The organism is Micromonospora sp. RTGN7 (genome assembly GCF_033804645.1).
GTDB lineage: Bacteria > Actinomycetota > Actinomycetes > Mycobacteriales > Micromonosporaceae > Micromonospora.
In genome coordinates, this window is the sequence record NZ_JAPZLF010000001.1 from 584596 (window position 1) to 610391 (window position 25796).

The 25796-nt window shown below is 73.3% G+C and carries 23 protein-coding genes; 12 read left to right on the plus strand and 11 right to left on the minus strand.

The features are described from left to right. Position 1: 1 nt before the first annotated feature. The 4 genes from SNR22_RS02480 (at position 2) to SNR22_RS02495 (ending at position 4459) form a co-directional block, all read left to right on the plus strand. Positions 2 to 988 (plus strand): sugar ABC transporter permease, encoded by a 987-nt coding sequence (locus SNR22_RS02480; protein WP_320064728.1) that lies wholly within the window; start codon positions 2 to 4, stop codon positions 986 to 988. Positions 989 to 1000: 12 nt separating this feature from the next. Further along, a complete protein-coding gene (locus tag SNR22_RS02485; protein ID WP_320064730.1) occupies positions 1001 to 1900 on the plus strand; it encodes a carbohydrate ABC transporter permease in 900 nt (299 codons plus the stop codon). After that, a complete protein-coding gene (locus SNR22_RS02490) occupies positions 1897 to 3330 on the plus strand; it encodes a GH1 family beta-glucosidase (protein ID WP_320064732.1) in 1434 nt (477 codons plus the stop codon). The genes SNR22_RS02485 and SNR22_RS02490 overlap by 4 nt, the downstream gene beginning before the upstream one ends. 82 nt (positions 3331 to 3412) lie before the next feature. After that, entirely contained in the window at positions 3413 to 4459 is a 1047-nt protein-coding gene (locus SNR22_RS02495; protein WP_320064733.1) for a LacI family DNA-binding transcriptional regulator, read from the plus strand. Positions 4460 to 4472: 13 nt separating this feature from the next. On the opposite strand, the gene SNR22_RS02500 is transcribed toward SNR22_RS02495, so the two are convergent. After that, positions 4473 to 5684 (minus strand): acyl-CoA dehydrogenase family protein, encoded by a 1212-nt coding sequence (locus tag SNR22_RS02500; RefSeq protein ID WP_320064734.1) that lies wholly within the window; start codon positions 5682 to 5684, stop codon positions 4473 to 4475. Next, on the minus strand, positions 5684 to 6844 hold the full coding sequence (locus tag SNR22_RS02505) for a phosphotransferase family protein (protein WP_320064736.1): 1161 nt from the start codon (positions 6842 to 6844) through the stop codon (positions 5684 to 5686). Before SNR22_RS02505 ends, SNR22_RS02500 begins: the two co-directional genes overlap by 1 nt. Before the next feature lie 149 nt (positions 6845 to 6993). Between SNR22_RS02505 and SNR22_RS02510 the strand changes: the two genes are divergently transcribed. Both SNR22_RS02510 and SNR22_RS02515 read left to right on the plus strand, forming a co-directional pair. After that, the gene (locus SNR22_RS02510; protein ID WP_320064738.1) at positions 6994 to 7692 is read left to right on the plus strand and encodes an amino acid-binding protein; all 699 of its coding nucleotides are present in this window, start codon (positions 6994 to 6996) and stop codon (positions 7690 to 7692) included. 215 nt (positions 7693 to 7907) lie between these two features. Beyond that, positions 7908 to 9005: a GNAT family N-acetyltransferase gene (locus tag SNR22_RS02515; RefSeq protein ID WP_320064739.1), complete on the plus strand. Its 1098-nt coding sequence runs from the start codon at positions 7908 to 7910 to the stop codon at positions 9003 to 9005. A gap of 28 nt (positions 9006 to 9033) precedes the next feature. On the opposite strand, the gene SNR22_RS02520 is transcribed toward SNR22_RS02515, so the two are convergent. Then, entirely contained in the window at positions 9034 to 9417 is a 384-nt protein-coding gene (locus SNR22_RS02520) for a VOC family protein (protein ID WP_320064741.1), read from the minus strand. A 76-nt stretch (positions 9418 to 9493) separates the two neighbouring features. Then, positions 9494 to 11059 (minus strand): aldehyde dehydrogenase family protein, encoded by a 1566-nt coding sequence (locus SNR22_RS02525; protein ID WP_320064743.1) that lies wholly within the window; start codon positions 11057 to 11059, stop codon positions 9494 to 9496. A gap of 302 nt (positions 11060 to 11361) precedes the next feature. Between SNR22_RS02525 and SNR22_RS02530 the strand changes: the two genes are divergently transcribed. Beyond that, positions 11362 to 14328: a glycoside hydrolase family 9 protein gene (locus tag SNR22_RS02530; protein ID WP_320064744.1), complete on the plus strand. Its 2967-nt coding sequence runs from the start codon at positions 11362 to 11364 to the stop codon at positions 14326 to 14328. Positions 14329 to 14584: 256 nt separating this feature from the next. Here SNR22_RS02530 and SNR22_RS02535 read toward each other — a convergent pair whose 3' ends face one another. Genes SNR22_RS02535 through bioB form a run of 3 tightly spaced genes read right to left on the minus strand, consistent with a single transcriptional unit; the run spans position 14585 to position 16295 of the window. Continuing rightward, positions 14585 to 15097: a GNAT family N-acetyltransferase gene (locus tag SNR22_RS02535; protein WP_413775573.1), complete on the minus strand. Its 513-nt coding sequence runs from the start codon at positions 15095 to 15097 to the stop codon at positions 14585 to 14587. Positions 15098 to 15102: 5 nt separating this feature from the next. Continuing rightward, complete coding sequence (locus tag SNR22_RS02540; protein WP_320064745.1) at positions 15103 to 15294, minus strand: hypothetical protein; 192 nt, start codon at positions 15292 to 15294, stop codon at positions 15103 to 15105. A gap of 5 nt (positions 15295 to 15299) precedes the next feature. Next, positions 15300 to 16295 carry a biotin synthase BioB gene (bioB, locus tag SNR22_RS02545; protein ID WP_320064746.1) on the minus strand — a complete coding sequence of 332 codons (996 nt, stop codon included), beginning with the start codon at positions 16293 to 16295 and terminating at the stop codon, positions 15300 to 15302. A 226-nt stretch (positions 16296 to 16521) separates the two neighbouring features. Here bioB and SNR22_RS02550 point away from each other — a divergent pair, with 226 nt between their 5' ends. From SNR22_RS02550 to SNR22_RS02565, 4 genes are all read left to right on the plus strand, one after another. Further along, positions 16522 to 17658, plus strand: coding sequence for an 8-amino-7-oxononanoate synthase (locus SNR22_RS02550; protein WP_320064747.1), 1137 nt, complete (start codon positions 16522 to 16524; stop codon positions 17656 to 17658). A gap of 118 nt (positions 17659 to 17776) precedes the next feature. After that, the gene (bioD, locus tag SNR22_RS02555; RefSeq protein WP_320064948.1) at positions 17777 to 18481 is read left to right on the plus strand and encodes a dethiobiotin synthase; all 705 of its coding nucleotides are present in this window, start codon (positions 17777 to 17779) and stop codon (positions 18479 to 18481) included. Positions 18482 to 18535: 54 nt separating this feature from the next. Continuing rightward, positions 18536 to 20236, plus strand: a complete 1701-nt coding sequence (locus tag SNR22_RS02560) for a sensor histidine kinase (protein WP_320064749.1) — start codon at positions 18536 to 18538, stop codon at positions 20234 to 20236. Next, the gene (locus SNR22_RS02565; protein ID WP_320064750.1) at positions 20233 to 20922 is read left to right on the plus strand and encodes a response regulator transcription factor; all 690 of its coding nucleotides are present in this window, start codon (positions 20233 to 20235) and stop codon (positions 20920 to 20922) included. Before SNR22_RS02560 ends, SNR22_RS02565 begins: the two co-directional genes overlap by 4 nt. Positions 20923 to 21034: 112 nt before the next feature. Here SNR22_RS02565 and SNR22_RS02570 read toward each other — a convergent pair whose 3' ends face one another. From SNR22_RS02570 to SNR22_RS02580, 3 genes are all read right to left on the minus strand, one after another. Continuing rightward, entirely contained in the window at positions 21035 to 21853 is an 819-nt protein-coding gene (locus SNR22_RS02570; RefSeq protein ID WP_320064752.1) for an ABC transporter permease, read from the minus strand. Then, positions 21850 to 22785, minus strand: a complete 936-nt coding sequence (locus SNR22_RS02575; RefSeq protein WP_320064754.1) for an ATP-binding cassette domain-containing protein — start codon at positions 22783 to 22785, stop codon at positions 21850 to 21852. Before SNR22_RS02575 ends, SNR22_RS02570 begins: the two co-directional genes overlap by 4 nt. 112 nt (positions 22786 to 22897) lie before the next feature. Continuing rightward, positions 22898 to 23566, minus strand: coding sequence for a class I SAM-dependent methyltransferase (locus tag SNR22_RS02580; RefSeq protein ID WP_320064756.1), 669 nt, complete (start codon positions 23564 to 23566; stop codon positions 22898 to 22900). A gap of 133 nt (positions 23567 to 23699) precedes the next feature. Between SNR22_RS02580 and SNR22_RS02585 the strand changes: the two genes are divergently transcribed. Continuing rightward, entirely contained in the window at positions 23700 to 24899 is a 1200-nt protein-coding gene (locus SNR22_RS02585) for an alkane 1-monooxygenase (RefSeq protein ID WP_320064758.1), read from the plus strand. A 67-nt stretch (positions 24900 to 24966) separates the two neighbouring features. Here the strand turns inward: SNR22_RS02585 and SNR22_RS02590 are convergent, their stop codons facing one another. Next, the gene (locus SNR22_RS02590) at positions 24967 to 25638 is read right to left on the minus strand and encodes a TetR/AcrR family transcriptional regulator (protein ID WP_320064759.1); all 672 of its coding nucleotides are present in this window, start codon (positions 25636 to 25638) and stop codon (positions 24967 to 24969) included. Between the last annotated feature and the right edge of the window lie 158 nt (positions 25639 to 25796).

Sequence of the window (25796 nt, forward strand, 5' to 3'; positions counted from 1 at the left end):
GATGAGTCTGGACCTTGACACCGCAGCGTCCCCCGGCCGGGGCGGTGACCCCGTCCGCCCGGCCCGTGCCGCGCACCGTCGCCCGGCATCCCTCAGCCGGCTGGACCTGAGGTACTCCCCGTACCTCTACGTCCTGCCGTTCTTTGTGATCTTCGCCGTGTTCAGCGCGTACCCGATCGCCTACACCGTCTGGATCGCGCTCACCGACCGGTCACCGCTGAACTCCACGATCAGCTTCGTCGGCCTGGACAACTTCGTCGAGCTGCTGACCGAGGATCCGCAGTTCTGGAACGCGGTGGTCAACACGTTCGGCATCTTCCTGCTCTCCACCGTGCCGCAGCTGCTGCTGGCGCTGGTGCTGGCCAACGCGCTGAACCGGAAGCTGCGCGCGCAGACCTTCTTCCGGATGGCCATCGCGATGCCGATCATCACCTCGACCGCCGTGGTCGCGCTGATCTTCTCGATGCTCTACGCGAAGGAGTTCGGCCTGATCAACTGGCTGCTCGACCTGGTCGGCCTCGACCCGATCGACTGGCGGGCGAACCGCCTCGCCTCCTGGTTCGCCATCTCGACCATGGTCGACTGGCGCTGGGTCGGCTACAACGCCCTGATCTACCTGGCCGCCATGCAGTCGATCAGCAAGGACATGTACGAGGCGGCGTCGCTGGACGGCGCGTCCCGCCTCCGGCAGTTCTGGTCGATCACCATCCCGCAGCTCCGCCCGACGATCATCTTCACGCTGATCGTCTCCACCATCGGCGGGTTGCAGCTCTTCACCGAGCCGCTGCTGTTCACCAGTGGCGCCGGGGGCATCTCCGGCGGCTCCGAGGGGCAGTTCCAGACCATCACCATGTACCTGCTCGACGTGATGAACACCCGCTTCCGTTGGGGGTACGCCGGCGCCGTGGCGCTGGTGTTGTTCCTGCTCATCGCGCTGGTGTCGCTGGTGAACTACCTGCTCGCCCGCCGTATCAGTTCCGACAAGTGAGGGTTGCGCCTGATGACGACCACGACGCTTCGCCCACCCGTACGCCCGGCCACGAAACAGCCGCGCGACGGCCACAAGGCCGACCGGCTCTGGAAGGCCACCCCGCTGACCTGGGTGGGGCTGGTCCTCGGCGTGATCCTCTCCCTGTTCCCGTTCTACTGGATGATCGTCATCGCGTCCCGGACGAACGACGCGGCCAACTCCTGGCCGCCGCCGTTCCTGCCCGGCGGGAAGCTCGGCGAGAACATCGAGCGGGTGCTCTCCAACGGTGACGCCAACATCCTCAAGGGGCTGATGAACTCGTTCCTGGTCTCCGGGACGATCACCGTCGCCACGGTCTTCTTCGGCTCCCTGGCCGGCTTCGCCTTCGCCAAGCTGCGCTTCCGCGGCAAGAACGCGATGCTGCTGGTCATCCTCGCCTCGATGATGGTGCCGATCCAGCTCGGTGTGCTGCCGCTGTACATCCTGATGGCCAAGCTGGAGTGGCTGAACACCATGCCGTCGGTCACCGTGCCGTTCCTCATCGGCGGCTTCGGCATCTTCATGATGCGCCAGTACGCCGAGCAGGCCGTCCCGAACGAGCTGATCGAGGCGGCCCGGGTGGATGGCTGTTCCACCTGGCGGGTCTACTGGCACGTGGTCGTCCCCGCGCTGCGGCCGGCGGCGGCGGTGCTCGGGTTGCTCACCTTCATGGAGCAGTGGAACCAGTTCTTCTGGCCGTTCGTGGTGCTCGCCGACCCGGCGAACCCGACCGTGCAGATCTCCCTGCGCAGCCTCAACACGGCGTACTTCGCCGACAACTCGCAGATCTTCGCGGGTACGTTGATCGCCACGCTTCCGTTGTTCATCGTGTTCGTCCTGTTCGGCCGCCAGATCATTGGCGGGATCATGGAAGGTGCCGTTAAGTCGTGATCGATCCGACCAGCCCGCCCGCCGTCGGGGTCCTCGACCAGGGTGCGGAGCTGACCTTTCCGCCCGGCTTCCGGTGGGGGGCTGCCACCGCCGCGTACCAGATCGAGGGGGCCGCCGCGGAGGGCGGTCGTACGCCCTCGATCTGGGACACCTTCAGCCACGCCGAGGGGCGGACCGTCGCCGGGCACACCGGCGACGTGGCCTGCGACCACTACCACCGGATGCCCGACGACGTACGCCTCATGGCCGACCTGGGCCTGAAGTCGTACCGGTTCTCGGTCTCCTGGCCCCGGGTGCAGCCCGGTGGCTCCGGGGCGGCCAACGCCGAGGGGCTGGACTTCTACCAGCGGTTGGTCGACGAGCTGCTGGGCCGGGGTATCGAGCCCTGGCTGACCCTCTACCACTGGGACCTGCCCCAGCCGCTGGAGGACGCCGGCGGCTGGCCGGCCCGGGACACCGCGGCCCGGTTCGCCGACTACGCCCAGCTCGTCGGGGACGCGCTCGGCGACCGGGTGCGCTACTGGACCACGCTCAACGAGCCGTGGTGCTCGGCGTTCCTCGGGTACGGGTCGGGCGCCCACGCGCCGGGGCGTTCCGACGGGGCGGACGCGGTCCGCGCGGGGCACCACCTCATGCTCGGGCACGGCCTCGCCGTCCAGGCGCTGCGGGCGTCCCGCCCGGATGCCCGGCTGGGGCTCACGGTGAACCTCTACCCGGTCACCCCGGCCAGCGACTCGCCGGCGGACGCGGACGCGGCCCGGCGGATCGACGGGTTGGCCAACCGGTTCTTCCTCGACCCGGTGCTGCGCGGGTCGTACCCGACGGACCTGCGGGCGGACCTGGCGTCGGTGACGGACTTCGGGCACGTGCGCGACGGCGACCTGGAGATCATCTCGACGCCGCTGGACCTGGTCGGGATCAACTACTACAGCCGGCATGTGGTCGCCGGCCCGGTCGAGGGGGAGGCCCCCCAGGCGTACTGGCGGGCGCCGACCTGCTGGCCGGGCAGCGAGGAGGTCCGGTTCGTCACCCGGGGCGTCCCGGTGACCGACATGAACTGGGAGATCGACGCCCCCGGGCTGGTCGAGACCCTGGAACGGGTCCACCGGGAGTACACCGACCTGCCGCTCTATGTAACCGAGAACGGCTCGGCATTCGTCGACGCCGTGGTCGACGGTCGGGTCGACGACGTCGACCGGTTGGCCTACTTCGACTCGCACCTGCGGGCGGCGCATGCCGCGATCGGTGCCGGGGTGCCCCTGCGGGGATACTTCGCCTGGTCGCTGATGGATAATTTCGAATGGGCCTGGGGATACACCAAGCGCTTCGGCATGGTTCACGTCGACTACGACAGCCAGGCCCGTATCCCCAAGTCCAGCGCCAGGTGGTACGCCGAGGTGATCCGACGCAACGGTCTGGCCGCACAATAGGCGAGGGCCAGCCAGTGACGGGCGGACCCGGCGCCCACCCCCGACGGGGGCGAGCCGGGCCACCCACGTCGGAGGAGCAGACATGACAACGCAGCGCACCCGGTCGCTCGGGCGCCCGACCCTCGACGCGGTCGCCGCCCGCGCCGGCGTCGGGCGCGGCACGGTCTCCCGGGTGGTCAACGGCTCGCCGCAGGTCAGCCCCGAGGCTAGGGCCGCGGTGCAGCAGGCCATCGCCGAGCTGGGGTACGTGCCGAACCGCGCCGCCCGGGCACTGGTCACCCAGCGCACCGACTCGGTGGCGCTGGTCGTGTCCGAGTCCGGGGACCGGGTCTTCACCGAGCCGTTCTTCGCCGGGATCGTCCGGGGGATCAGCTCAGCACTGCTGACCACCCCCATGCAGCTCTGGCTGGCCATGGTCCAGTCCCCGGTCGAGCGGGAGCGGGTCGAGCACCACCTGACCAACCAGCACGTCGACGGGGTGCTGCTGCTGTCGCTGCACGACTCCGACCCGCTGCCCACCCTGCTGGAGGAGCGCGGCCTACCGACGGTGCTCGGCGGCCGGCCGGCCCGGATGCTGTTGCCCGGCGCGCAGCCGGCGTACTACGTCGACGTGGACAACGTCGGGGGCGCCCGGCACGCGGTGGAGTACCTCTACGCCCGTGGGCGACGGCGGATCGCCACCATTGCCGGCACCCAGGACATGGGCGCCGGCCTGGCTCGGTTGACCGGCTACCGGGAGGCCGTCCAGGCCACCGGCGCCGGGCTCAACCCGGACCTCATCTCGTACGGCGACTTCAGCGAGGGCAGTGGGGCGGCCTGCATGCGGCGGCTGCTGGAGGTCTGCCCGGATCTCGATGCCGTCTTCGTCGCCTCCGACCTGATGGCGTTCGGCGCGCTGCGGACGCTGCGCGAGGCCGGCCGGCGGGTGCCGGAGGACGTGGCGGTGATCGGCTTCGACGACGCGCCGGTGGCCCGGCAGGCGGACCCGCCGCTGACCACCGTCTTCCAGCCGGTCGAGGAGATGGGCCGGCAGATGGCCCACCTGTTGATCGCCCGGGTCCGCGGCGAGGACGTCCCCACCAACCACATCCTGCTCGACACCCACATGGTCATCCGCGCCTCCGCCTGACCAGCGGGTGGGGTCAGGCCCAGCGGCGCAGTTCGTGCTTGGCCAGGGACGAGCGGTGGACCTCGTCGGGGCCGTCGGCGAGGCGCAGGGTGCGGGCCTGGGCCCAGAGGGCGGCCAGCGGGGTGTCCTGGCTGACGCCCGCGCCGCCGTACCCCTGGATGGCCTTGTCGATCACCCACTCCGCCATCGCCGGGGTGGCGATCTTGATGGCCTGGATCTCGGTGTGCGCGCCCTTGTTGCCGAGGGTGTCCATCAGCCAGGCGGTCTTGAGCACCAGCAGCCGGGCCTGCTCGATGCGGACCCGCGACTCGGCGATCCACTCCCGGACCACGCCCTGCTCGGCCAGCGGCCGGCCGAACGCGATCCGCTCGTTTGCCCGACGGCAGAGCAGTTCCAGGGCCCGCTCGGCCATGCCGATCAGCCGCATGCAGTGGTGGATGCGCCCCGGGCCGAGCCGGGCCTGGGCGATGGCGAAGCCTGCGCCCTCGCCGCCGACCAGGTTCTCCGCCGGCACCCGGACATCGGTGAAGTCAATCTCCGCGTGCCCGCCGTGCGACGCGTCGCTGTAGCCGAAGACCGTCATCCCGCGCCGGACCGTCACCCCGGGGGTGTCCCGGCCGACCAGCACCATGCTCTGCTGGCGGTGCCGGTCGGCGGCGGGGTCGGTCTTGCCCATCACGATGAAGATCTCGCAGCGCGGGTCCATCGCCCCGGACGACCACCACTTGCGGCCGTTCACCACGTACTCCCCGCCATCGCGGGTGATCCGGGTGGCGATGTTGGTGGCGTCGGAGGAGGCCACCTCCGGCTCGGTCATGCAGAAGGCCGAGCGGATCTCGCCGTCGAGCAGCGGCTTCAGCCAACGCTCCCGCTGCGCCTGCGAGCCGAACTCGGCCAGCAGCTCTATGTTGCCGGTGTCCGGCGCGGCGCAGTTGACCGCCTCCGGGGCCAGGTGCGGGCTGCGCCCGGTCAGCTCGGCCAGTGGCGCGTACTGCAGGTTGGTCAGCCCCGCGCCGGAGCGGGGGTCGGGGAGGAAGAGGTTCCACAGGTCGCGCCTGCGCGCCTCGACCTTCAGCTCCTGAAGCACCGGTGATCGGGACCACGGGTCGCCGGCCGCCGCGACCTGCTCGGCGTGCACCGCCTCGGCCGGGTACACACACTCGTCGAGGAACGTGCTCAGCCGCGCGCGAAGCTTCTCGGTGCGGGCGTCGAAACCGAAATCCATCACTTCTCCCTTACTGCGCGCAGCCCGTGCTCGACCAGCGGCGCCACCAGCTCGCCGATCCGGTCGAAGCCTCCGCCGAGCGTCTGCCCGAGGGTGTGCCGGTAGTGGATTCCCTCGCAGATCACCGCGAGCTTGAAACAGCCGAGGGCGACATGCCAGTGCAGCGGGCCGACATCGACGTCACTGCGCCCGGCGTACCGCTCGATCAGCTCGGCCCCGGTGGGGAAGCCGGCGCGTGGGCCGAGGCCGTCGGCGACCGGGTTGTCGACCATGGCGTCGCTGTCGCCGAGCACGTCCCAGTACGTCAGCAGCAGCCCGAGGTCGGCGAGCGGATCGCCAAGGGTGGCCATCTCCCAGTCCAGCACCGCCCGCACCGACACCCCGCCGGTGGACGCCGAACCGATCGGCGCGGCGGTCGCGGCTGCGGCGGTCGCGGCGGTGGCTGTGGTTCCGGCGGCGGTCGCGGTCCTGACCGTGGCGAGGAGGTTGTCCAGGCGATAGTCGCCGTGCACGATCCGGCCCGCGTTTGCGCCCTCGGGCACGGAGCCGGCGAGGTCGTCGCGCAGCTCGTCGACGCCGGGCAGTGGGCGGCTGCGGGACGCCTCGAGCTGGCCGGCCCAGCGGCGGACCTGTCGGCCGAGGAAGCCCTCGGGGCGGCCGAAGTCGGCCAGCCCGGTCGCGGCGGGATCGACCGTGTGTAGGGCGGCGAGGGTGTCCATCATCGCCATCGCCAGATCGCGGCGCTCGCCGTCGGTCAGCGGGTCGGTCTGCGACCTGCTGCGGAACACCTCGCCGTCGACCTTCTCCATCAGGTAGAACGGCGCGCCGATCACGTCGGTGTCCGGGCAGAACAGCAGCGCGGCGGGGACCGGCACGGCGGTCGGGGCGAGCGCGGAGATGATCCGGTGCTCCCGGGCCATATCGTGCGCCGTGGCCAGCACGTGCCCGAGCGGGGGCCGGCGCAGCACCACCTCGCGCTCGCCCGAGCGGAGCAGGTACGTCAGGTTGGACTTGCCCCCGGCGATCAGCCGGGCCCGCAGCGGCGCGGCGGCCAGCTCGGGGCGGTGGGCCGCCAGGTATGCGGCGAGCCGGTCTAGATCCAGCCCCCGCGGGGTGGCGGCGGGGCCGCTGCCCGCGTCGGCGATGGCCGGATCGGTCATCCGAATAGTTGATGGCACCTCAGCCGTCCTGTCAAGGCGGGATTTTCTCGGGGGATACGCCACCGCAACAGGGATGAAATGGTCACCCACCAGGCTGGTACCCAGCCTGCCGGCCGCCACGCGCCGGCCCGCCCAGCGGAGGGACGATCATGTTGCTGAGAGTTCGGGTGACCCTGCCGGACCGGCCCGGCACCCTCGGCCAGGTGGCCCGCACACTCGGCATCTCCGGCGCCGACATCGTCCAGGTCGTCGTCCTGGAGCGGCTCGGCGGGCGTGCCGTCGACGACTTTACGGTGGTGTGGCCGGGCGCCGCCCGGGTGGAACGGCTGCTGGTCGGCCTGGCCGCCATCCCCGGTGTGCAGGTCGACGGGGTCTGGCGGGCGATCGGCACGCCCACCGCCACCGGGCAGGACGCCGAGCTGCTCGCCCAGGTCGCCGGCAACCCGGCCGACGGGCTGGCCACCCTGGTCGACGCGGCGCCCGGGCTGCTCGCCGCCGACTGGGCGGTCGCGGCGGTGGTCCCGCTGGACTGGGCCTCGCGTATCGGCGGCGACCCGACCGTGGCGCGCGCGAGCTGGCGCGCGCCGACCCTGCCCCGGTTGCCGGAGGTCACCCCGCTGCGGGCCCGCGCGCTGACCGCCGCCGACGGCACCCACTACGCGATCGCACCCTTCGGCCGGGCCGGGCTGGTGCTCGTGGCGGCCCGCGACGACAGCGCGCCGCTGACGCCCGCCGCGTTCCACTGCACCGAGGTGGACCGGCTCGCCCAGCTCGTCCGGGCCAGCGCGGTGATCCTCGGCGACCGGTTGGACCTGGTGACCGCGCCGCCGGTGGTCGCCGGCGGCTGAGTCGGCCGGGCGCCGATGCGGCGCCCGTCGGCCGGTCCGGTCCCGATGCGGGACGCGGGCCGGCGAAACAGCGCGGACCCGGCCGATGCGGCCGGGTCCGCGCTGCGTCGGGCCATGTGGTGCGGGTCATGCGGTGGTTGCCGGGCCGTCACCGCCGGGCAACGGCCCGGCAACAGCGCGGGGGCATCGTCGTGGCTGGAGGAAGGGAGACAACCATGACGTTGTGGCGGATCCGGGCGACCGTGGACGATCGGCCGGGTTACCTGTCGGTGCTCACGGCGAGCCTCGCGTTGCGCGGGGTCAACATCCTCACCGTCCAGGTGCACACCACCGAGGCCGGCGCGGTCGACGACTTCCTCGTGGACGCGCCCGACACGCTCGACGAGGCGGGGCTGGTCGCCGCCGTGGAACGGGGCCGGGGGCGGGACTGCTGGGTGGCGCGCAGCGAGGCACGCGGGCTGGCCGACCAGCCCACCCGGGCGCTGGGCCTGGCCACCCGGCTGGTCCGCGACCCGGAGGCGACCGGGGAGGCACTGCGGGCGCTGCTCGGCGCCGACGAGGTGATCTGGCGGCCCATGCCGGTCACCGGCGGCGTCACCGGCACGAGCATGGCGCTGCCGGATCCGGCCGGCGGGTCGTACGAACTGCGCCGTGCGGTCCCGACGTTCACCCCGGCGGAGTACGCCCGGGCCCAGGCGCTCGTCGAGCTGGCGGCGACCGTGATCCGCCGGGACCCCGACCGGGTCACCGTGGTCCTGCCCGGCGGCGCCGAGCTGCTCGTCCGGGCGGCGACCGCCGACGACCTGGCGGGCGTGCTGGAGCTGCACCGGCGGTGCTCCGCGCGGAGCCGGCAGCGCCGGTACCTCGGCGGGGCGGGGCTGCCCGCGCCGGCCCGGCTGCGCCGGCTCCTGGAGCCCGCCGAGGGCGTGACGCTCGTGGCGACGACGACGGTGGCGACGGCGACGGCGGTGGCGGCGACGGTGGCTGGCTCGGGCGAGGGGGCGGGGTCCGTCGTCGCGATGGCGAACCTGCTCGCCGAGGGCGACGAGGCCGAGGCGGCGCTGCTGGTCCGGGACGACTGGCAGCGGCGGGGCCTGGGCACCGCGCTGCTCCGCCGGCTGGTCGGCCACGCCGAGCGGGCGGGCGTGGCGGCGCTGCTGCTGCACGTACACGCGGAGAACGCGCCGATGCTGCGTACCGTGGCCCGGCTCGACCGGCCGACGGCGGCCGACCGCGACGGGCCCGTGCTCACCGTCACCGTGCCGCTGGTGGCGGCCCCGGTGCCCGGGGCGGTGCCCGTCGGGCCCAGGTGACCGCGCCGCCGTGACCGGGGGCAGCGGTTCAGCGCCGGCCGGAGACGCAGAACCGGTTGCCCTCGGTGTCGGCGAGGACGACGTACGGCGAGGCGCCCGGTTCGCGCTCCGCCGGGTAGTCGGTCCAGTCGACCCGGCGTGCCCCGAGCGCGACGAGGCGATCCACCTCGCCGTCGAGGTCCCGGCCCCCGGCGGTCAGGTCCAGGTGGACGCGGGGGAAGTCCTGGGCCGGGCTCTCGCTGAGGTCCATCGCGAGAGCCGTGCCGGGCACGCCGGGCGGCGGTGCGAGCACGATCCAGTCGTCGCCCGGATAGCGCGGCGGCTTCCGCTCGTAGCCCAGCGCGGCGGCCCAGAACCGGCCCGCCCGCTCGCAGTCGGACACACCCAGGGATATCTGCGAGATCGTCGCCATGCGGCGACCGTACCGCCGACGCGGTGGTTGACAAGGGCGACCTGTTATGCAGAATGCGTTGACAGGGTGCCCTTATTTACACCTCCGGGTAGCTGCTGTATTCGGGGAAGTTGCCGTAGAGGCGGCCGGTGCCGCCGACGGTGACCGCCTGCACGAGCAGGTCGCCGCCGACGAAGGCGCCCTTCCAGGAGGCCCCCCGCCCGCCGAACGGTTCGTCCCGGTCGCCGCGCGAGCGCGGCCGGTTGATGCCGACCTTGAACGCCTGGAGGTCGACGGCCAGCTTGCCGGCCAGCTCCTCGTCGTCGCAGGCGAGACTGGCGACCAGCGCGCCGTTGGAGGCGTTCATCGCGGCGAGCAGCTCGTCGGTGGTGTCCACCACCACGATCGTGTCGACCGGCCCGAACGGCTCGGCGTGCATCAGCCGGGACCGGCCGGGCGGGGCGAGCAGCACCGACGGCGCCACGTACGCCGAGGTGTCCTGGCCGTCCAGGAACGGGGCTCCGACCAGCTTGCCCCGGTGCAGCGGCACCGCCCCGCCGCGGACCGCCTCGTCGACCTTGCGGCGTAGCTCGTCGGCCTTGGCCGCGCTGATCAGGGGGCCGAAGTCCAGCTCGGGCAGTGGGTCGCCGGCCCGCCAGTTCTCGTCCACCGCAAGTGGATGGCCGAATCGGATCGAGCGAACCACCGGCAGGTACATGTCCAGGAACTCGTCGACCAGATCGCGCTGGACCACGAACCGGGGGTACGCGGTGCAGCGCTGTTTGCCGTACTCGAAGCCCTTGCGCAGGTGCCCGGCGAGCAGGTCCCACTGGGAGAAGTCCCAGATGCCCCAGGCGTTGAGGCCCTCCTGCTCGATGAAGTGCCGCTTGTCGGAGTCGAGCAGCGCGGCGGCGACCTTCCCGCCGTTGGAGCGCCCGCCGACGAAGGCCACCGCGCCGATCTCCGGGGCTCGCACGAGGACCTCGGAGAGCTCCTCGCCGCCGCCGGAGACCAGGGTGGCGGGGAGCCCGGCGCGGTGCATCAGCGCGTGCGCGACGGTGAGGCAGACCGCGCCGCCCTGGGACGGGGTCTTCGCGATCACCGCGTTGCCGGCGAGCAGCTGCACCAGCTCGGCGTGCACCAGCACGCTCATCGGGTAGTTCCAACTGGCGATGTTGCTGACCGGGCCCGGCAGCGGCTCCCGGCCGTCGGCGAGCATCCGGTCGATCTCCTCGACGTACCAGCGGACGCCGTCGAGGGCCCGGTCCACGTCGGCGCGGGCCAGCCGCCACGGCTTGCCGATCTCCCAGACCAGCAGCAGGGCGAGCAGGTCGCGGTGCGCGGTGAGGGCGGCCAGGGCGTCGGTGACCCGGGCCTTGCGGTCGGCGAGTGGGGTGGCCGCCCAGTCGCGGTGCGCGGCGGCGGCGAAAACAACCGCGGCGTGGGCGGTGTCGGCGTCCAGCCGGGGCAGGTTGACCAGGACCGTGCTGTCGACCGGGGTGCGGACCGGGTACGGCGTGCCGACCGCACGCCAGTCGCCCTCGACGAGGTTGCGCAGGGTCCGTACGCCGTCCGCCTCGGGCCCGAAGGCCTCGGGCGCGGCGGCCACGGCGCGGGCGAGGGTGTCGGACCAGGCGGTGCCGTCGGCGATTCGTAGAGCCATCGGATCTCCTCAGGGTGGGACCGGGGAGCAGCCGCGTCGATGGAACTGCTGGTGGTCGTACTGTCCCGCGCCGGGCGTGGGGCGGCAACAGTACGTCCGTATCTCAGGACGGGCCGGTCGCGCGGTCGACGGGTCTTCCCAACGGTGCGATCCGCTGGATACATTGTCGAACATCCATGGGAGCGCTCCCGCGTCCCCTCGGGCGCCCCGCCACCACCTGCCGCCGGCGGCTCCGACCAAGCCCGACGCCCGTCCCGCGTCGGTCGGCGTCGCCGGGGCGCCAGCCGTCAAGGAGCACCCCCATGCGTCATCCGATCCGGCCCGCCCGGCCACCACAGCCCGCCGACGACCCGCCGCAGCACGCCGGTCGCCACCGACCCTGGCGGCGTCGCCTGCTCGCCGCCGGTGTAGCCCTGGCCAGTGGCCTCGCCCTGGGTGTCGCCGCCGGCCAGCCCGCCCCCGCCGCCGGGCCCCGGGTGGCCCCCGCCGCCGCGCCCGCCTTCAACTACGCCGAGGCGTTGCAGAAGTCGTTGTTCTTCTACGAGGCCCAGCAGTCCGGGCCGAAGCCGGCCTGGAACCGGGTCTCCTGGCGCGGCGACTCCGCGCTCACCGACGGTGCCGACGCCGGCGTGGACCTCACCGGCGGCTGGTACGACGCGGGTGACCACGTGAAGTTCGGCTTCCCGATGGCGTTCAGCGCCACCATGCTGGCCTGGGGCGCGGTGGAGTACCGCGACGGCTACGTCGCCTCCGGGCAGCTCAGCCAGCTGCTCAACAACCTGCGCTTCGTCAACGACTACTTCGTCAGGGCGCACCCCGCCCCGAACGTCCTCTACGGGCAGGTCGGCAAGGGCGACGACGACCACAAGTGGTGGGGCCCGGCCGAGGTGATGCCGATGGCGCGGCCCGCGTACAAGATCGACGCGAGTTGCGGCGGCGCGGACCTGGCGGGGGAGACGGCGGCCGCGATGGCCGCGTCGTCGATGGTCTTCCGGCCCACCGACGCCGCCTACGCCGACAAGCTGCTCGGGCACGCGAAGCAGCTCTACACCTTCGCCGACACGGTGCGCCGCAGCTACCACGAGTGCATCACCGACGCGACCAGCTTCTACCGCTCGTGGAGCGGCTACCAGGACGAGCTGGTCTGGGGCGCGATCTGGCTGCACCGGGCCACCGGCGACGCCAGCTACCTCGCCAAGGCCGAGAGCGAGTACGACAAGCTCGGCACCGAGAACCAGTCCAGCACCCGGTCCTACAAGTGGACCATCGCCTGGGACAACAAGCAGTTCGGGGCGTACGTGCTGCTGGCCAACCTGACCGGCAAGCAGAAGTACGTCGACGACGCCAACCGGTGGCTGGACTGGTGGACCGTCGGGGTGAACGGGTCGAAGGTCGCCTACTCGCCCGGCGGGATGGCGGTGCTCGACTCCTGGGGCGCGCTGCGCTACGCCGCCAACACCTCCTTCGCCGCGCTGGTCTACAGCGACAGGACCACCGACGCCACCCGCAAGGCCCGCTACCACGACTTCGCCGTCCGGCAGATCAACTACGCGCTCGGCGACAACCCGCGCAACTCCAGCTACGTGATCGGGTTCGGGGCCAACGCGCCGCGCAACCCCCACCACCGCACCGCGCACGGCTCCTGGTGGGACAGCCAGACCGTGCCCACGGAGACCCGGCACACCCTCTACGGCGCGCTGGTAGGTGGCCCGTCGACGGCCAACGACGCGTACACCGACAGCCGGTCCGACTACGTGATGAACGAGGTCGCCACCGACTACAACGCAGGCTTCAGCTCCGCCCTGGCCCGGCTCTCCTCCGAGTACGGCGGCACCCCGCTGGCCGGCTTCCCCGGCACCGAGCGCCCCGACCTCGACGAGCTGACCGTCGAGACCACCGTGATGCAGGCCGAGCCCCGCGCCACCGGACTGAAGGCGATCATCTACAACAAGTCGGCGTTCCCCGCTCGGGCGCTGACCAACGGGAAGTTCCGCTACTACTTCCGCCCCGACGGCACCGGGGCGGTGCAGGTCACCCCCGGCTACACCCAGGGCTGCCCGTCGCCGACCACGGCCAGGCAGTACAGCGGCGACATCTGGTACGTCGAGGTCGACTGCACCGGGCACACCATCGCCCCGGCCGGGCAGTCGCAGCACCGGATGGAGGTCCAGTTCAAGGTCGGCGTGCCCGAGGGTGGCACCTGGGACCCGACGAACGACCCGTCGTACCAGGTGACCGCCGGGCCGAACCGCAAGGTCACCCTCTACGCCGGGACGACCAGGGTCTGGGGCGAGGAGCCCGGCGCCACCCCCACGGACACCACCCCGCCCACCGTGCCCGGCACCCCGGTCGCGTCCGGGCTCACCCCCACCGGCGTCACCCTGACCTGGCCCGCCTCCACCGACACCGGGGGCAGTGGCCTGGCCGGCTACGAGATCACCCAGGAGACGGTCGGCAGCGACGCGCTGGTCCTGCACCGCAGCACCACCAACAGCCTGACCGTCTCGTCGCTCGCCCCGGCCCGCAACTACCGGTTCTGGGTGAACGCCCGCGACGGCGCCGGCAACCGCTCGACGTCCTCGCCGACGGTCCCGGTGGTCACCCCCGCCGGGGGCGGCCCGGACACCACCCCGCCGACCGCGCCCGGCACCCCGACCCCGTCGGCCGTCGGCCCGAACGGGCTCACCCTCACCTGGGGGCCGTCGACCGACGACGTCGGCGTCACCGGGTACCGGGTGTACCAGAAGACGTGGCCGGTAGACACCGCGATCGCCACGGTCACCGGCACCAGCCACGTGGTCACCGGGCTGACCCCCGGCACCGGGTACGCGTTCTACGTCGTCGCGCTGGACGCCGCCGGCAACCCGTCGACCCCGTCGCCCACCGTCACGGTGACCACCACGGGGTCCCCCACCCCCACCCCCACCCCCACCCCGACCACACCCGCCTCGGCCTGCCGGGTCGGATACACCACCAGCGACTGGAGCACCGGCTTTACCGCCAACATCACGCTCACCAACACCGGCACGACCGCGCTCACCGGCTGGACCCTGGCGTTCACCTTCCCCTCCACGGGGCAGAAGGTGGGCCAGGGGTGGTCGGCGAACTTCCTTCAGACCGGCACCGCCGTGACCGCCTCGAACGTCGCCTACAACGGGACCCTCGCAGCGGGAGCGTCGACGAGCTTCGGCTTCAACGGCACCCACGCCGGCACCAACCCGAGGCCGACGAGCTTCACCCTCAACGGCACCCCCTGCACCGTCCCCTGACCCCGACCAGCCCCGCCCCGCCCCCGCCCCGTCTCGTCTCGTTGAGATATTGGACACTTCTCGTTCGAGCTTGAACGAGAAGTGTCCAAGAAGCAGGGCAGGGCGAATCCTTCGCGCCGGTGGCCGTCGTTGGTCGCGGGAGGGTTGAGCGGTGGCCCGGCTCGGGCGACGGCGGGTCCGGCCGACCCGACCGAAACCCGACCGGATCGGCCCGACCCGACCGGTTCTTGGTGTGTCGGGCCGAACAGATCGAATATCAGTCGGCCAGGTCGCCGGCGAGCAGGTCCATCAGCAGGCCGTCGTGCCACCGCCCGTCCTCGCCGCGCTCGTAGCGGCGCAGCAACCCGACCGGGCGGAAGCCGACCTTCGCGTACGCACGGATCGCGGCGGTGTTGGCCGCCGCCGGGTCGATGGTGAGCCGGTGGTGGCCGTGGGCGTCGATCAGGTGGCGGGCCAGGGTGCGGATCGCGTCCCCGCCCAGCCCGCCGCCGCGCACCTGTGGGTCGAGGAAGAGATCCAGGCTGGCGTGCCGGTAGTCGGGGTCGCGCTCGGCGTGCCATTGGATGGCGCCGACGACCCGGCCCTCGTGCTCGATCGCGTAGACGGTGAGCGCGTCGTCGGCCAGGTCGGCGCGGACGGTGCCGGCGAGGTCGTCCCCGCCGCGCCACCAGCGCCGGACCTCGGGGGTGGACCGGATCGCCGCGAGGAGCGGTACGTCGGCGTCCGTCGCCGGCCGCAGCGTGACCACCCTGCCCCGTAGCACCGGCATCGTGCTCAGCCCCGCAGCTCGCCGTGCTCGACGCAGACCGCCGCCCAACCGACCGGCAGCACCTGCACCTTCATCCGACGGCGGCAACGCGTGCAGAACCGGGGCGGCTCCAGCTCGCGCGCCGCCCGGCACGCCGGGTGGTCACCGGCGTCGGCCGACCCCCCGCACCGGTCGCACCACAGCTCGGTCGTGGTCATCGGCGTCACAGCGTCGCGGAGAGCGCCTTGACCGGCATCTTCAGGTCGTCCAGCAGGTCGAGGTCCGCCGTCGCCGGTCGACCCAGCGTGGTCAGGTAGTTGCCGACGATGACCGCGTTGATGCCGCCGAGCAGGCCCTCCCGGGTGCCCAGGTCGCCGAGGGTGATCTCCCGCCCGCCCGCGTACCGGAGGATGGTGCGCGGCATGGCCAGCCGGAACGCGGCGATGGCCCGTAGCGCGTCCTTGCCCTCGACCACCGGACGGTCGCCGAGCGGGGTGCCCGGACGTGGGTTGAGGAAGTTCAGCGGCACCTCGTGCGGGTCCAGCTCGGCGAGCTGCGCGGCGAACTCCGCGCGCTGCTCCACCGTCTCGCCGAGGCCGAGGATGCCGCCGCAGCAGACCTCCATGCCGGACTCGCGGACCATCCTCAGCGTCTCCCAGCGCTCCTCCCAGGAGTGCGTGGTGACTACGTTCGGGAAGTAGGAGCGGCAGGTCTCCAGGTTGTGGTTGTAGCGGTGTACGCCCATGTCGACCAGCTCGTCGACCTGCTCCTGGCTGAGCATGCCCAGCGATGCGGCGACCTGGATGTCGACCTCCGCCTTGATCGCGGCGACGCCCTCGCGCAGCTGCTTCATCAGCCGGGCGTCGGGGCCGCGCACGGCGGCCACGATGCAGAACTCGGTCGCCCCGGTCTTCGCGGTCTGCTTCGCCGCCTCCACCAGCGACGGGATGTCCAGCAAGACCGAGCGGACCGGGGAGGTGAAGAGCCCGGACTGCGAGCAGAAGTGGCAGTCCTCCGGGCAGCCGCCGGTCTTCAGCGAGACGATGCCCTCGACCTCGACCTCCGGGCCGCACCAGCGCATCCGCACCTCGTGGGCGAGCTGAAGGGCGGCAGGAAGGTGCTCGTCGGGCAGGTTCAGCACGGCAAGAACTAAAGCCTCGTCGAGGCCGACGCCGTTCTCCAGCACCTGGGTCCGGGCCTGGTCGAGGATCTCTGGCATGGCTCGTACCCTACAAGGCCGCCCCGGCCCGGAGAAGGCGACCGAGCGCCGCCCCGGGCGTCCCCCGCCGCCCCGCCCGGCCTGGCCTGCGGGCACCACCCCGACACGACCGGTGGCCCCGCGTGCCGGGTCCGCGCCACGCCGGGCCGTGGCCTGCGGGTGGTAACTTCGCCCGGCGGAGCGGTCGTGGCGGGCGGCCGGCATGGGCGGACGTGGGGAGCGTGGCGTGGCGGACTGGCTGGCGGCGCTGCACCGCCGTGCCGAGCTGCGGGCGGAGGCGGGGCTGACCCGCCGGCTGCGCCCCCGGGCCGCCGGCGACGCCGTGGTCGACCTCGCCGGCAACGACTATCTCGGCCTGGCCACCCACCCCGAGGTCACCGCCGCGGCCGGACGGGCCCTCGCGGCGTACGGGCTGGGCGCGACCGGATCCCGGTTGGTGCGCGGCTCCACCGACGTGCACCACGGGCTGGAGGCCGCTCTCGCCGAGTGGCTCGGCGCCGACGGCAGCCTGGTCTTCTCCTCCGGCTACCTGGCCAACCTCGGCGCGGTCCGGGCGCTGGTCGGGCCGCACACCCTGCTCGTCTCCGACGCCCACAACCACGCCTCGCTGATCGACGGCTGCCGGATCTCCCGCGCGGAGACCGTGGTCGTCCCGCACGCCGACCCGGCGGCGGTGGCGACCGCGCTGGCCGCCGCCCCCGGCCGCCCCGCCGTGGTGGTCACCGAGTCGGTCTTCTCCGTCGACGGCGACCTCGCCCCCCTCGCGGAGCTGCACGCCGTGGCCCGCCGGCACGGCGCGCTGCTGCTGGTCGACGACGCGCACGCCCTCGGCGTGATCGGCCCGGCCGGGGCGGGCGGGGTGTCCGCCGCCGGGCTGGCCGGCGAGCCGGACGTGGTGGTCACCGCAACCCTCTCCAAGTCGCTGGGCGGCGCGGGCGGCGTGGTCGCTGGCCCGGCCGAGTTCGTCCGGGACCTGGTGGAGACCGGCCGGACCTTTATCTTCGACACCGCCCTGCCGCCGTCCGTGGCCGCCGGGGTGCGCGCCGCGCTGGACCTGGCCCGCGCCGGCGACGACCTGCGCGCCGAGCTGGCCGACCGGGCCGCGGAGACCGTACGCCGGCTGCGCGCCGCCGGGCTCACCGTCTCCGCGCCGGATGCCGCCGTGGTGTCGGTGACCGCCCCGGGCCCGGAGGCGGCGACCGCCTGGGCGGCCGGCTGCGCAGCCCGGGGGGTGGCCGTCGGCTGCTTCCGTCCGCCGTCGACCCCGGACAGTCGGTCCCGGCTGCGGCTGACGATCAGCGCCGGGGTGCCCCGGGCGGACTTCGAACGGGCCATCGACGTGATCGTGGAGTGCGCCCCGTGACGGGCCGCTTCGGTCGTGGGTCGTGGCCGGTGGGGATCGCGTCGGGCGACGGACGGGGCCGACGGGTGCCCGAGGAACGGGCGGGGGTGACGTCGTGAGCGGGGCGTGGACCGGGCCGGTGCTGGTAACCGGCACCGACACCGAGGTCGGCAAGACGGTGGTGACCGCAGCGGTGACGGCCGCCGCGCAGGCCGCCGGCCTGCGGGTCGCCGTGGTCAAACCCGGCCAGACCGGAACGGTCACCGGCGAACCGGGCGACGTCGACTCGGTGACCCGACTGGCCGCCCCGTTCACCGGCCGGACCCTGGCCAGCTACCCCGACCCGCTCGCCCCGCTCGCCGCCGCCCGGGTGGCGCAACTGGAGCCGCTGGATCTCTACGCGGCCGTCGACGCCATCCGCGAGGAGGCCGACAAGCACGACCTCGTGCTGATCGAGGGGGCCGGTGGGCTGCTCGTACCGATGGGGCTGCGTCCCTCGGGGGAGCCCTGGACGATGGCCGACCTGGCGGTGGCGCTGGGTGCCCCCGCCGTGGTGGTGGTCCGCGCCGGCCTGGGCACCCTCAACCACACCGCGCTGACCCTGGAGGCGCTCGATCGGCGCGCGGTACCGGCCGGCGTGGTGATCGGGGCCTGGCCGGCCGAGCCGGAGCTGGTGCACTGGTCCAACCTGACCGACCTGCTGCCCAACCTGCTCGGGGTGCTCCCGGCGGAGACCGGGAGGATGGACCCGGGGGTGTTCCGCCGGTCCGCGTCCGGCTGGCTCACCCCCGCGCTGTACGGGGTGCTCGACGACTGGCGGGCCTGGGCCGAGGACGCGAGCTGACCACCTGACTTTCGTCGGTGCCCGGCCCCGCCACTGGTGGGTAGCCTGGCCGGCGTGCGGTGGAGACAGGGGCGCGACGCATCGGAGCGACTGCCCGGGCGTGCTCGGCCGGCGCGGGGTGGCTGGCGGCAGCTCCGAGGTGGACGGCGGCTGCTCCGAGGTGGGCCGATCTGGGCGGTGATCGCCGCGCCGATCGGGTTCGCCCTACTCACGCCCCCGTACGACCGAGCCGGTCTGGCGCTCGGACTGGCCTCGCTGCTGCTGCTCGCCGTCGCGGTGCGGCTGGCCGATCGCCGGCCGCTGCCCGCCCTGGTCCTGGTGGTGCTCGGGTCCCTGGTCAACGGCAATTTCGTCTTCGTCATCCCGGTCTTCAGCTACCTGACCGGGCGGCGCAGCCCGGGGGCGGCCCCCGCTGCGGTGGTCTTCGGGCTGATCGCTGCCGGCGGCACCGCGCTGAACGTGGGGCTGTTCGGCACCGGCGCGACCACCTGGTTCCTGCTCGCCTCGGTACTGCTGTTCGTCGGGGTGTTCCCGTGGCTCGTCGGTAGGTACCGGCGGCAGCAGCGGGAACTGACGATGGCGGGGGACCGGCACACCGAGGCCGTGGCCCGGGAGCGGCGCGGTGCGGCCGAGCAGATCCGGCTGCGGGAGCGGGCCCGGATCGCGCAGGAGATGCACGACTCCCTTGGCCACGAGCTGAGCCTGATCGCGCTGCGCGCCGCCGCCCTCGAGCTGGCCGGCGACCTGCCGGAACGGCACCGGGCAGCGGCCGGTGAGCTGCGGGGCAGCGTGGCGACCGCCACCGAGCGGCTACACGAGATCATCGGGGTGCTCCGGGAGGAGGGCGGGGCGGCATCCACCCGGCCGGCCGAGGAGAGCGTTGCCGAGCTTCTCGGGCGGGCCCGCGAGGCCGGGATGACCGTCCGGGTGGACGGCGACTCGCTCGACCTGCCCACGCTGGCCGGAAACGCCGCGCACCGGGTGGTCCGGGAGGCGCTGACCAACGCCGCCCGGTACGCCCCCGGCACCCCGGTGACCGTTACCCTGGCCCGCCGCGCGGGCCGGGTGGACGTACGCGTGGTCAACGCCCCGCCGCCGGCCGGCCCGCTGCCCGGCCCGCCGTCCAGCGGCTCGGGGCTGCTCGCCCTCCGGGAGCGGGTCCGCCTGGCCGGCGGCACGCTGCGCGCCGGGCCCCGCACGGACGGCGGCTTCGCCGTCCGGGCGAGCCTCCCGCTCGCCCGCCCCCGCCCCCCGTCCGGCTCTCTGCCGCCCGATCCCTTCGCGCCCGATCCCTTCGCGTCTGGCTCCTTTGCGTCCGGCCCCTTTACGCTCGATGCCTTTGTCTCCGAGTCGGCCGCCGAGCCCTCCGCGTCCGACCCTCCCGGGTGGGGCGGTGTTCCTCCTCGACCTGGGGAGGCCGAGCAGCGGCTGCGCCAGGCCCGCCGCCGGGTCCGGCGCAGCCTCGCCACGGCCCTCGGCGCCCCGCTCGGCCTCGCGCTGGTGCTGGCCCTGGTCTACCACCCGTTCGCCACGGCGGGCGCGGTCCTCGACGACGTGACGTTCGACCGGCTGCCACTGGGCACGCACCGGCAGGAGTTGGTCGGCCTGCCGCGCCGCCAGGCGGAGCCGCCGGCCGCCGGGCACCGCCCCGGCTGCGAGTACTACACCGACGGCAACTTCCCGTTCGCGCAGGCCACCTGGCGGCTCTGCTTCACCGACGGGCGACTGGTCAGCAAGGAGCGGGTCGACGAATGACGGACCGGTGGGATGACGCGACGGGGGGCGCCCGGCCGGTGCGGGTGGTGCTGGCCGACGACGAGGCGATGATCCGGGCCGGAATCCGGGCGATCCTCGGCGCCGATCCCGGGATCGAGGTGGTCGGGGAGGCCGGCGACGGCGCGGCGGCCGTCGAGCTGGTCCGGGCGCGCCGACCGGACGTGGCGCTGCTGGACATCCGGATGCCCCGCCTCGACGGGCTCGCCGCAGCCGCCGAGATCCGCAGGCTGGTGCCGGACACGGCGACGGTCATGCTCACCACGTTCGGCGAGGACGACCACGTCGCCCGGGCGCTCGGGCACGGTGCCAGTGGCTTCCTGCTCAAGGCCGGCGACCCCCGGGAGTTGATCGCCGGGGTGCGGGCGGTGGCCAACGGCGGGGCGTACCTGTCGCCGCGGATCGCCCGGCGAATCATCGAGCTCAACGGTGCCCGGCTGGCCCGTGGCCCGGCGGCCCGGGCCCGCACCGCCGGGCTGACCGACCGCGAGCGCGAGGTGCTGGCCCTGGTCGGTGCCGGCCTGTCCAACGCCGAGATCGCCCGCCGGCTGCACCTCGTCGAGGGCACCGTGAAGAGCTACCTCACCAGCATCTTCACCCGTCTTGAGGTGCGCAACCGGGTGCAGGCGGCGATCGTCGCCCACGAGGCCGGCCTGGTCGACCCGTAGGGCACCCCATGCCGACGCCCGGTGTGGGCCGGGAAACCCGCCGGCGACCAGGGGCGGCGGACCCCTCCGGGGCCGAGCCGACCGACGTCGCCGACGGGGGAGCCCGTACGCCTCAGGCGTCGCGGTGCCGGAGGGCGGCGCGGCCTGCGGCCAGGGCAGCGGCGGCCCAGGCGGCGAGCAGCAGCAGCCCGACCACCGGCGGGTACGGGCCGGTGTCCCCGGCCAGGAAGTGGCCCCCGGCGACGCCGGGGAATCCGTCGGCGATCCGGGTCAGCACGGCGATGCCCGGCTCCTGGAGCGACAGCGGGACGATCATCAGCCCCGCGAGCAGGACGATCAGCGTCAGCACTGGGCTGCGCAGCACCGCGCCGAGGCCCAGCGCCAGCACACCGACCAGGGCCAGGTAGGCCGCCGACGCGGTCACGTCGCGGAGCGTCCCGCCGAGCGGCGCGGCACCCCCCTCGCCGAGCACCGGCGCGGCGACCAGCACGCCGACGCCGCCGAGCACCAGCCCGAGCACGAAGGTCACCGCCGCGATCACCACCGCCTTCGCCAGCAGTACGCGGCCGCGCGACGGCGTGCACCGCAGGGTGGTGCGCAGCGTGCCGGTGCCGAACTCGACGGTGACGGCGAGCAGGCCGAGGGCCAGCACGACGTACTGGGTGAGCTCCAGGGAATCGATCACGATGCTGCCGACGGTGACGACGCCCGGGTCGTCGTCGGTGTTCGCGTTGGCGGCGTAGATGGCGAGCTGGCCGGCGGTGGCCGCGGTCAGCAGCACCGCCGACAGCATCGTCCACCAGGTGGACCGGACCGACCAGAGCTTGGTCCACTCGGCGGCGACCGCCCCGGCGAGCGGGCCGGGCGGCGGAGCGGACGATGGGCCGGCGGCCGGGGTGGAGCGGGTCGTGGTGGCGGACGGTGCGTTCATCGGGCCTCGATCCAGGGGGAGGTGGAGGTGTACTCGACGGAGTCGCCGGTGAGCGCCATGAACGCCTGCTCCAGCGACGCGGTCACCGGGGTCAGCTCGTGCAGCCGCACTCCCAGCTCGTACGCGAGGTCGCCGACCCGCTCCGCAGTCAGGCCGGTGACGGTCAGCCCGTCCGGCCCGTCGGTCGTCACGGTGACTCCGTCGACGGCCAGCCGCTGGGCCAGGGTGGTCAGGCCGGCCGGCTGCGGGCAGCGGACCCGTACCGCGGCGGCGGAGCCGCCCGCGATCACCTCGGCGGTCGGCGCGTCGGCGATCAGGCGGCCCCGGCCGATCACCACGAGCTGGTCGGCGGTCTGCTGCATCTCGCTCATCAGGTGGCTGGAGACCAGCACGGTGCGTCCCTGCGCGGCGAGCGTGCGGGTGAACTGCCGGATCCAGCGCACCCCGTCCGGGTCGAGGCCGTTGACCGGCTCGTCGAAGAGCAGCACCGGCGGGTCGCCGAGCAGCGCCCCGGCGATGCCGAGCCGCTGGCCCATGCCGAGGGAGAGAGTCCGGCCGGGCTTCACGGCGGCCCGGTCGTCCAGGCCGACCAGGGCGAGCACCTCGTCGACCCGGCGGGCCGGGATGCCATTGCTGCGTGCGGTGGCCAGCAGGTGGGCACGCCCGGAGCGGGCCGGGTGGATCGCCCCGGCGTCCAGCAGTGCGCCGACAGCGTGCAGAGGATGGCGCAGTTCCCGGTACGGCTTCCCGTCCACCAGGGCCCGGCCGGCGGTTGGCCGGTCCAGACCGAGGACCATCCGCATGGTGGTGGACTTGCCCGCGCCGTTGGGTCCGAGGAAGCCGGTGACCCGGCCGGGCGCGATGTCGACGGTCAGGTCGTCTACGGCGGTCGTCGAGCCGAACCGTTTCGTTAACCCACGTAATGTGATCATGGGTCGACGGTAGGAATCCGGGCGGCCTGTTCGCCGCTGTCGAACGGCGCCGACCGACCCCGACCTTCGTCGGTGCGGGGTTCCCCCGGCCTCGCAACGGCACGCCGACGGGTCAGCGGGCGGCCCCCGGGGGCGCCGGGTCCAGCTCCCACACGGTGGTGTGCTTCACCCGTACGCTCTCCAGCGCCTCCGGCACGGGCACGTCGTAGGCGGCCAGCTCGCGGAACCGCTCGCGGGGCAGGAACGCCCGCCCCGGGTCGCCGACCAGCACCCGGGCGCCGGAGCGGGCGGCCCGGAGCAGGAAGCGCAGCATCCGGCGCGCCATCGCCTCGCTGTAGAAGACGTCGCCGGCGAGCACCACCTCGGCGGCGTCGGCGTCGCCGTCGAGGATGTCGCCGAGTTCGGCGTCGACGCGTACCCCGTTGGCGTTGGCGTTGAGCGCGACCGCGGCCACCGCGCGCTCGTCGACCTCGACGGCGCGCACCGTCGCCGCACCGGCGCGGGCGGCGGCGATGGCGACCAGGCCGGAGCCGGAGGCCAGGTCGAGCACCCGGCGGCCAGCGACCAGCTCGGGGTGGTCGGTGACGTACCGGGCCAGCCCCTGCCCGCCGGCCCAGGCGAAGGCCCAGAACGGCGGCGGCTGGGAGCTGCGGAACTCACCCTCGGTGAGCTCCCACAGCCCGATGGGTTCGTCGGCCTGGTGCAGGCAGACCTCGGGTACGAAGGCCACCGGGGCGAGCCGCGCGTGCAGCCTCACGAAGGCCGCGGAGAGATCGGACACGCGCCGATTCTGCCCGCCCGGCCCGGGGCCGCCGCCAGGCGGGCCGACCGGCTCATTTACAAAACATACTCTCTTGTAAAACATCGTGACCCATGCCACAGTCGGGGCAGGCTCGACAGATCGGAGGTCGGCGATGTCCGCAGGGGCTGACGCGGCAGTTTCGCCCGCCGCCTGGCGCGATTCGCGCAAGCCGTTCTGGCCGGTGGCGCTGCTGGTCCCGATGCTGCCGTTGATGGCCTGGCTGGTCTGGCGGGGCGGGGCCGGGTGGTGGGCCTGGTGGCTACCCCCGCTGACGGTCTTCGGCGTGATCCCGGTGGTGGACCTGCTCATCGGGGACGACCGAAGCAATCCGCCGGAGACGGCGATGCCGAAGCTCGCCCGGAACGGCTACTACCGCTGGCTTACCTACCTCTACCTGCCCTTCCAATACGCCGGCCTGGTGCTTGGCTGCGCGCTCTGGGCCTCCGGTGAGCTGGATCCGCTCGGCGCGGCCGGGCTGATCGTCACCCTCGGGGTGGTCGACGGCATCGCCATCAACACCGCCCACGAGCTCGGCCACAAGCGTGAGCGGCTGGAGCGCTGGATGTCCAAGGTGGCCCTCGCCCCGACTGGGTACGGGCACTTCTACGTCGAGCACAACCGCGGCCACCACGTCCGGGTCGCCACCCCACCGGATCCGGCCAGTTCCCGGCTCGGGGAAAGCTTCTACGCATTCTGGCCGCGTACCGTCTGGGGCAGCCTTCGGTCGGCCTGGCGGCTGGAGGCGGCCCGGTTCCGCCTCCGGGGGCGCAGCCCGTGGAACCACCGCAACGACGTCCTCAACGCCTGGGCGATGACTCTCGTCCTCTTCGGCGTCCTGGTCGCCGCGTTCGGGCCGGTGGTGCTGCCTTTCCTGGTGCTCCAGGCGGTGTGCGGGTTCTCCCTGCTCGAGGTGGTCAACTACCTGGAGCACTACGGTCTCGCCCGGCAGCGCAACGCCGCAGGCCGGTACGAGAAGGTCGACGCCCGGCACAGCTGGAACAGCGACCGGACGGTGACCAACGTCTTCCTCTTCCAGCTTCAGCGGCACAGCGACCACCACGCCAACCCGTTGCACCGGTACCAGACGCTGCGCAGCTTCGACGCCTCACCGCAGCTTCCCGCCGGCTACGCCACCATGATCGTCGTCGCCCTGGTGCCGCCCGCGTGGCGGCGGGCGATGGACCACCGGGTCCTCGCCCACTACGGGGGCGACCTGGAGCTGGCCAACGTCCACCCACCGGCCCGGCGGCGGCTGCGAAAGCGTCTGGGCCGGCCGGCCGGCACCCCGGGCGGGGCCTCGAAGGCCGGCTGACAACTCTGCACCGCGCGCCGACCCGATGCCCGGTGGCACCGGCCCGGCGGCCTGTCCGGCTGCTTGGTCAGCCCACGCCGTCGGGCTGCGGTTCGGGCTGTTCCGCCCGGCGGGAACGCTCCTGGGCGGGGGCGGACCAGTCGAGCTGGGAAGGGTCCAATCCCAGCTCGCGGGCGGTCACCAGTCGAATCCACTCGGCGAACTGACGGCGCGAGATCACCCGTTCGTGGACCGCGAACTGCACGGCGAGGCCGTCCATCACCGCGTTGATCCGCCAGGCCGCGCCGGCCGGGTCGGCGCACACGAAGGTGCCATCGCGCACCCCGTCGATGATCACGGCGGCGAGATCCTCCCGCCAACGCAGGTCCAGCCGGCGGGAGACCTTCTCCAGCTCGGGGGTGCGCAGTGACTCCGACCAGCCGTCGATCCACATCGACCAGGACGTCGACCGGCCGGTGGGGGTGTAGAGCTTGAGCATTCGGCGGAGCTTGACCAGGGGCGCGGCGGACGACCGGACCACGGTGTCGAGCCGGGCCAGATCCTGCTCCACCGCGTACTCGAAGGCCTGGGCGAGGAGTCGTTCCTTGGTGGCGAAGTGGTAGAAAACCAGTGCCTGGCTGACCCCGGCGGCCTGCGCCACATCGGCTGTGCGCGTGTTGGCCAGCCCTCGCTTCGCGATCACGTCACAGGCCGTGCGCAACAGGGCATCCAGGCGGATTTCGGCGGCACGTCTCGTCACTTCGCTACCGTAACCTATCCGTTCGTGCACAAACAGTTACCGCCACGGCTGATTCGGGGGGAGAGCGTCGGAAGACGGACAGTATTTCCGTCTTGCCAGAACTGCCCCGGCTGATCCTATCCAGTCTCCTAGGAAGCCCACACCCCGAAACCCCCACC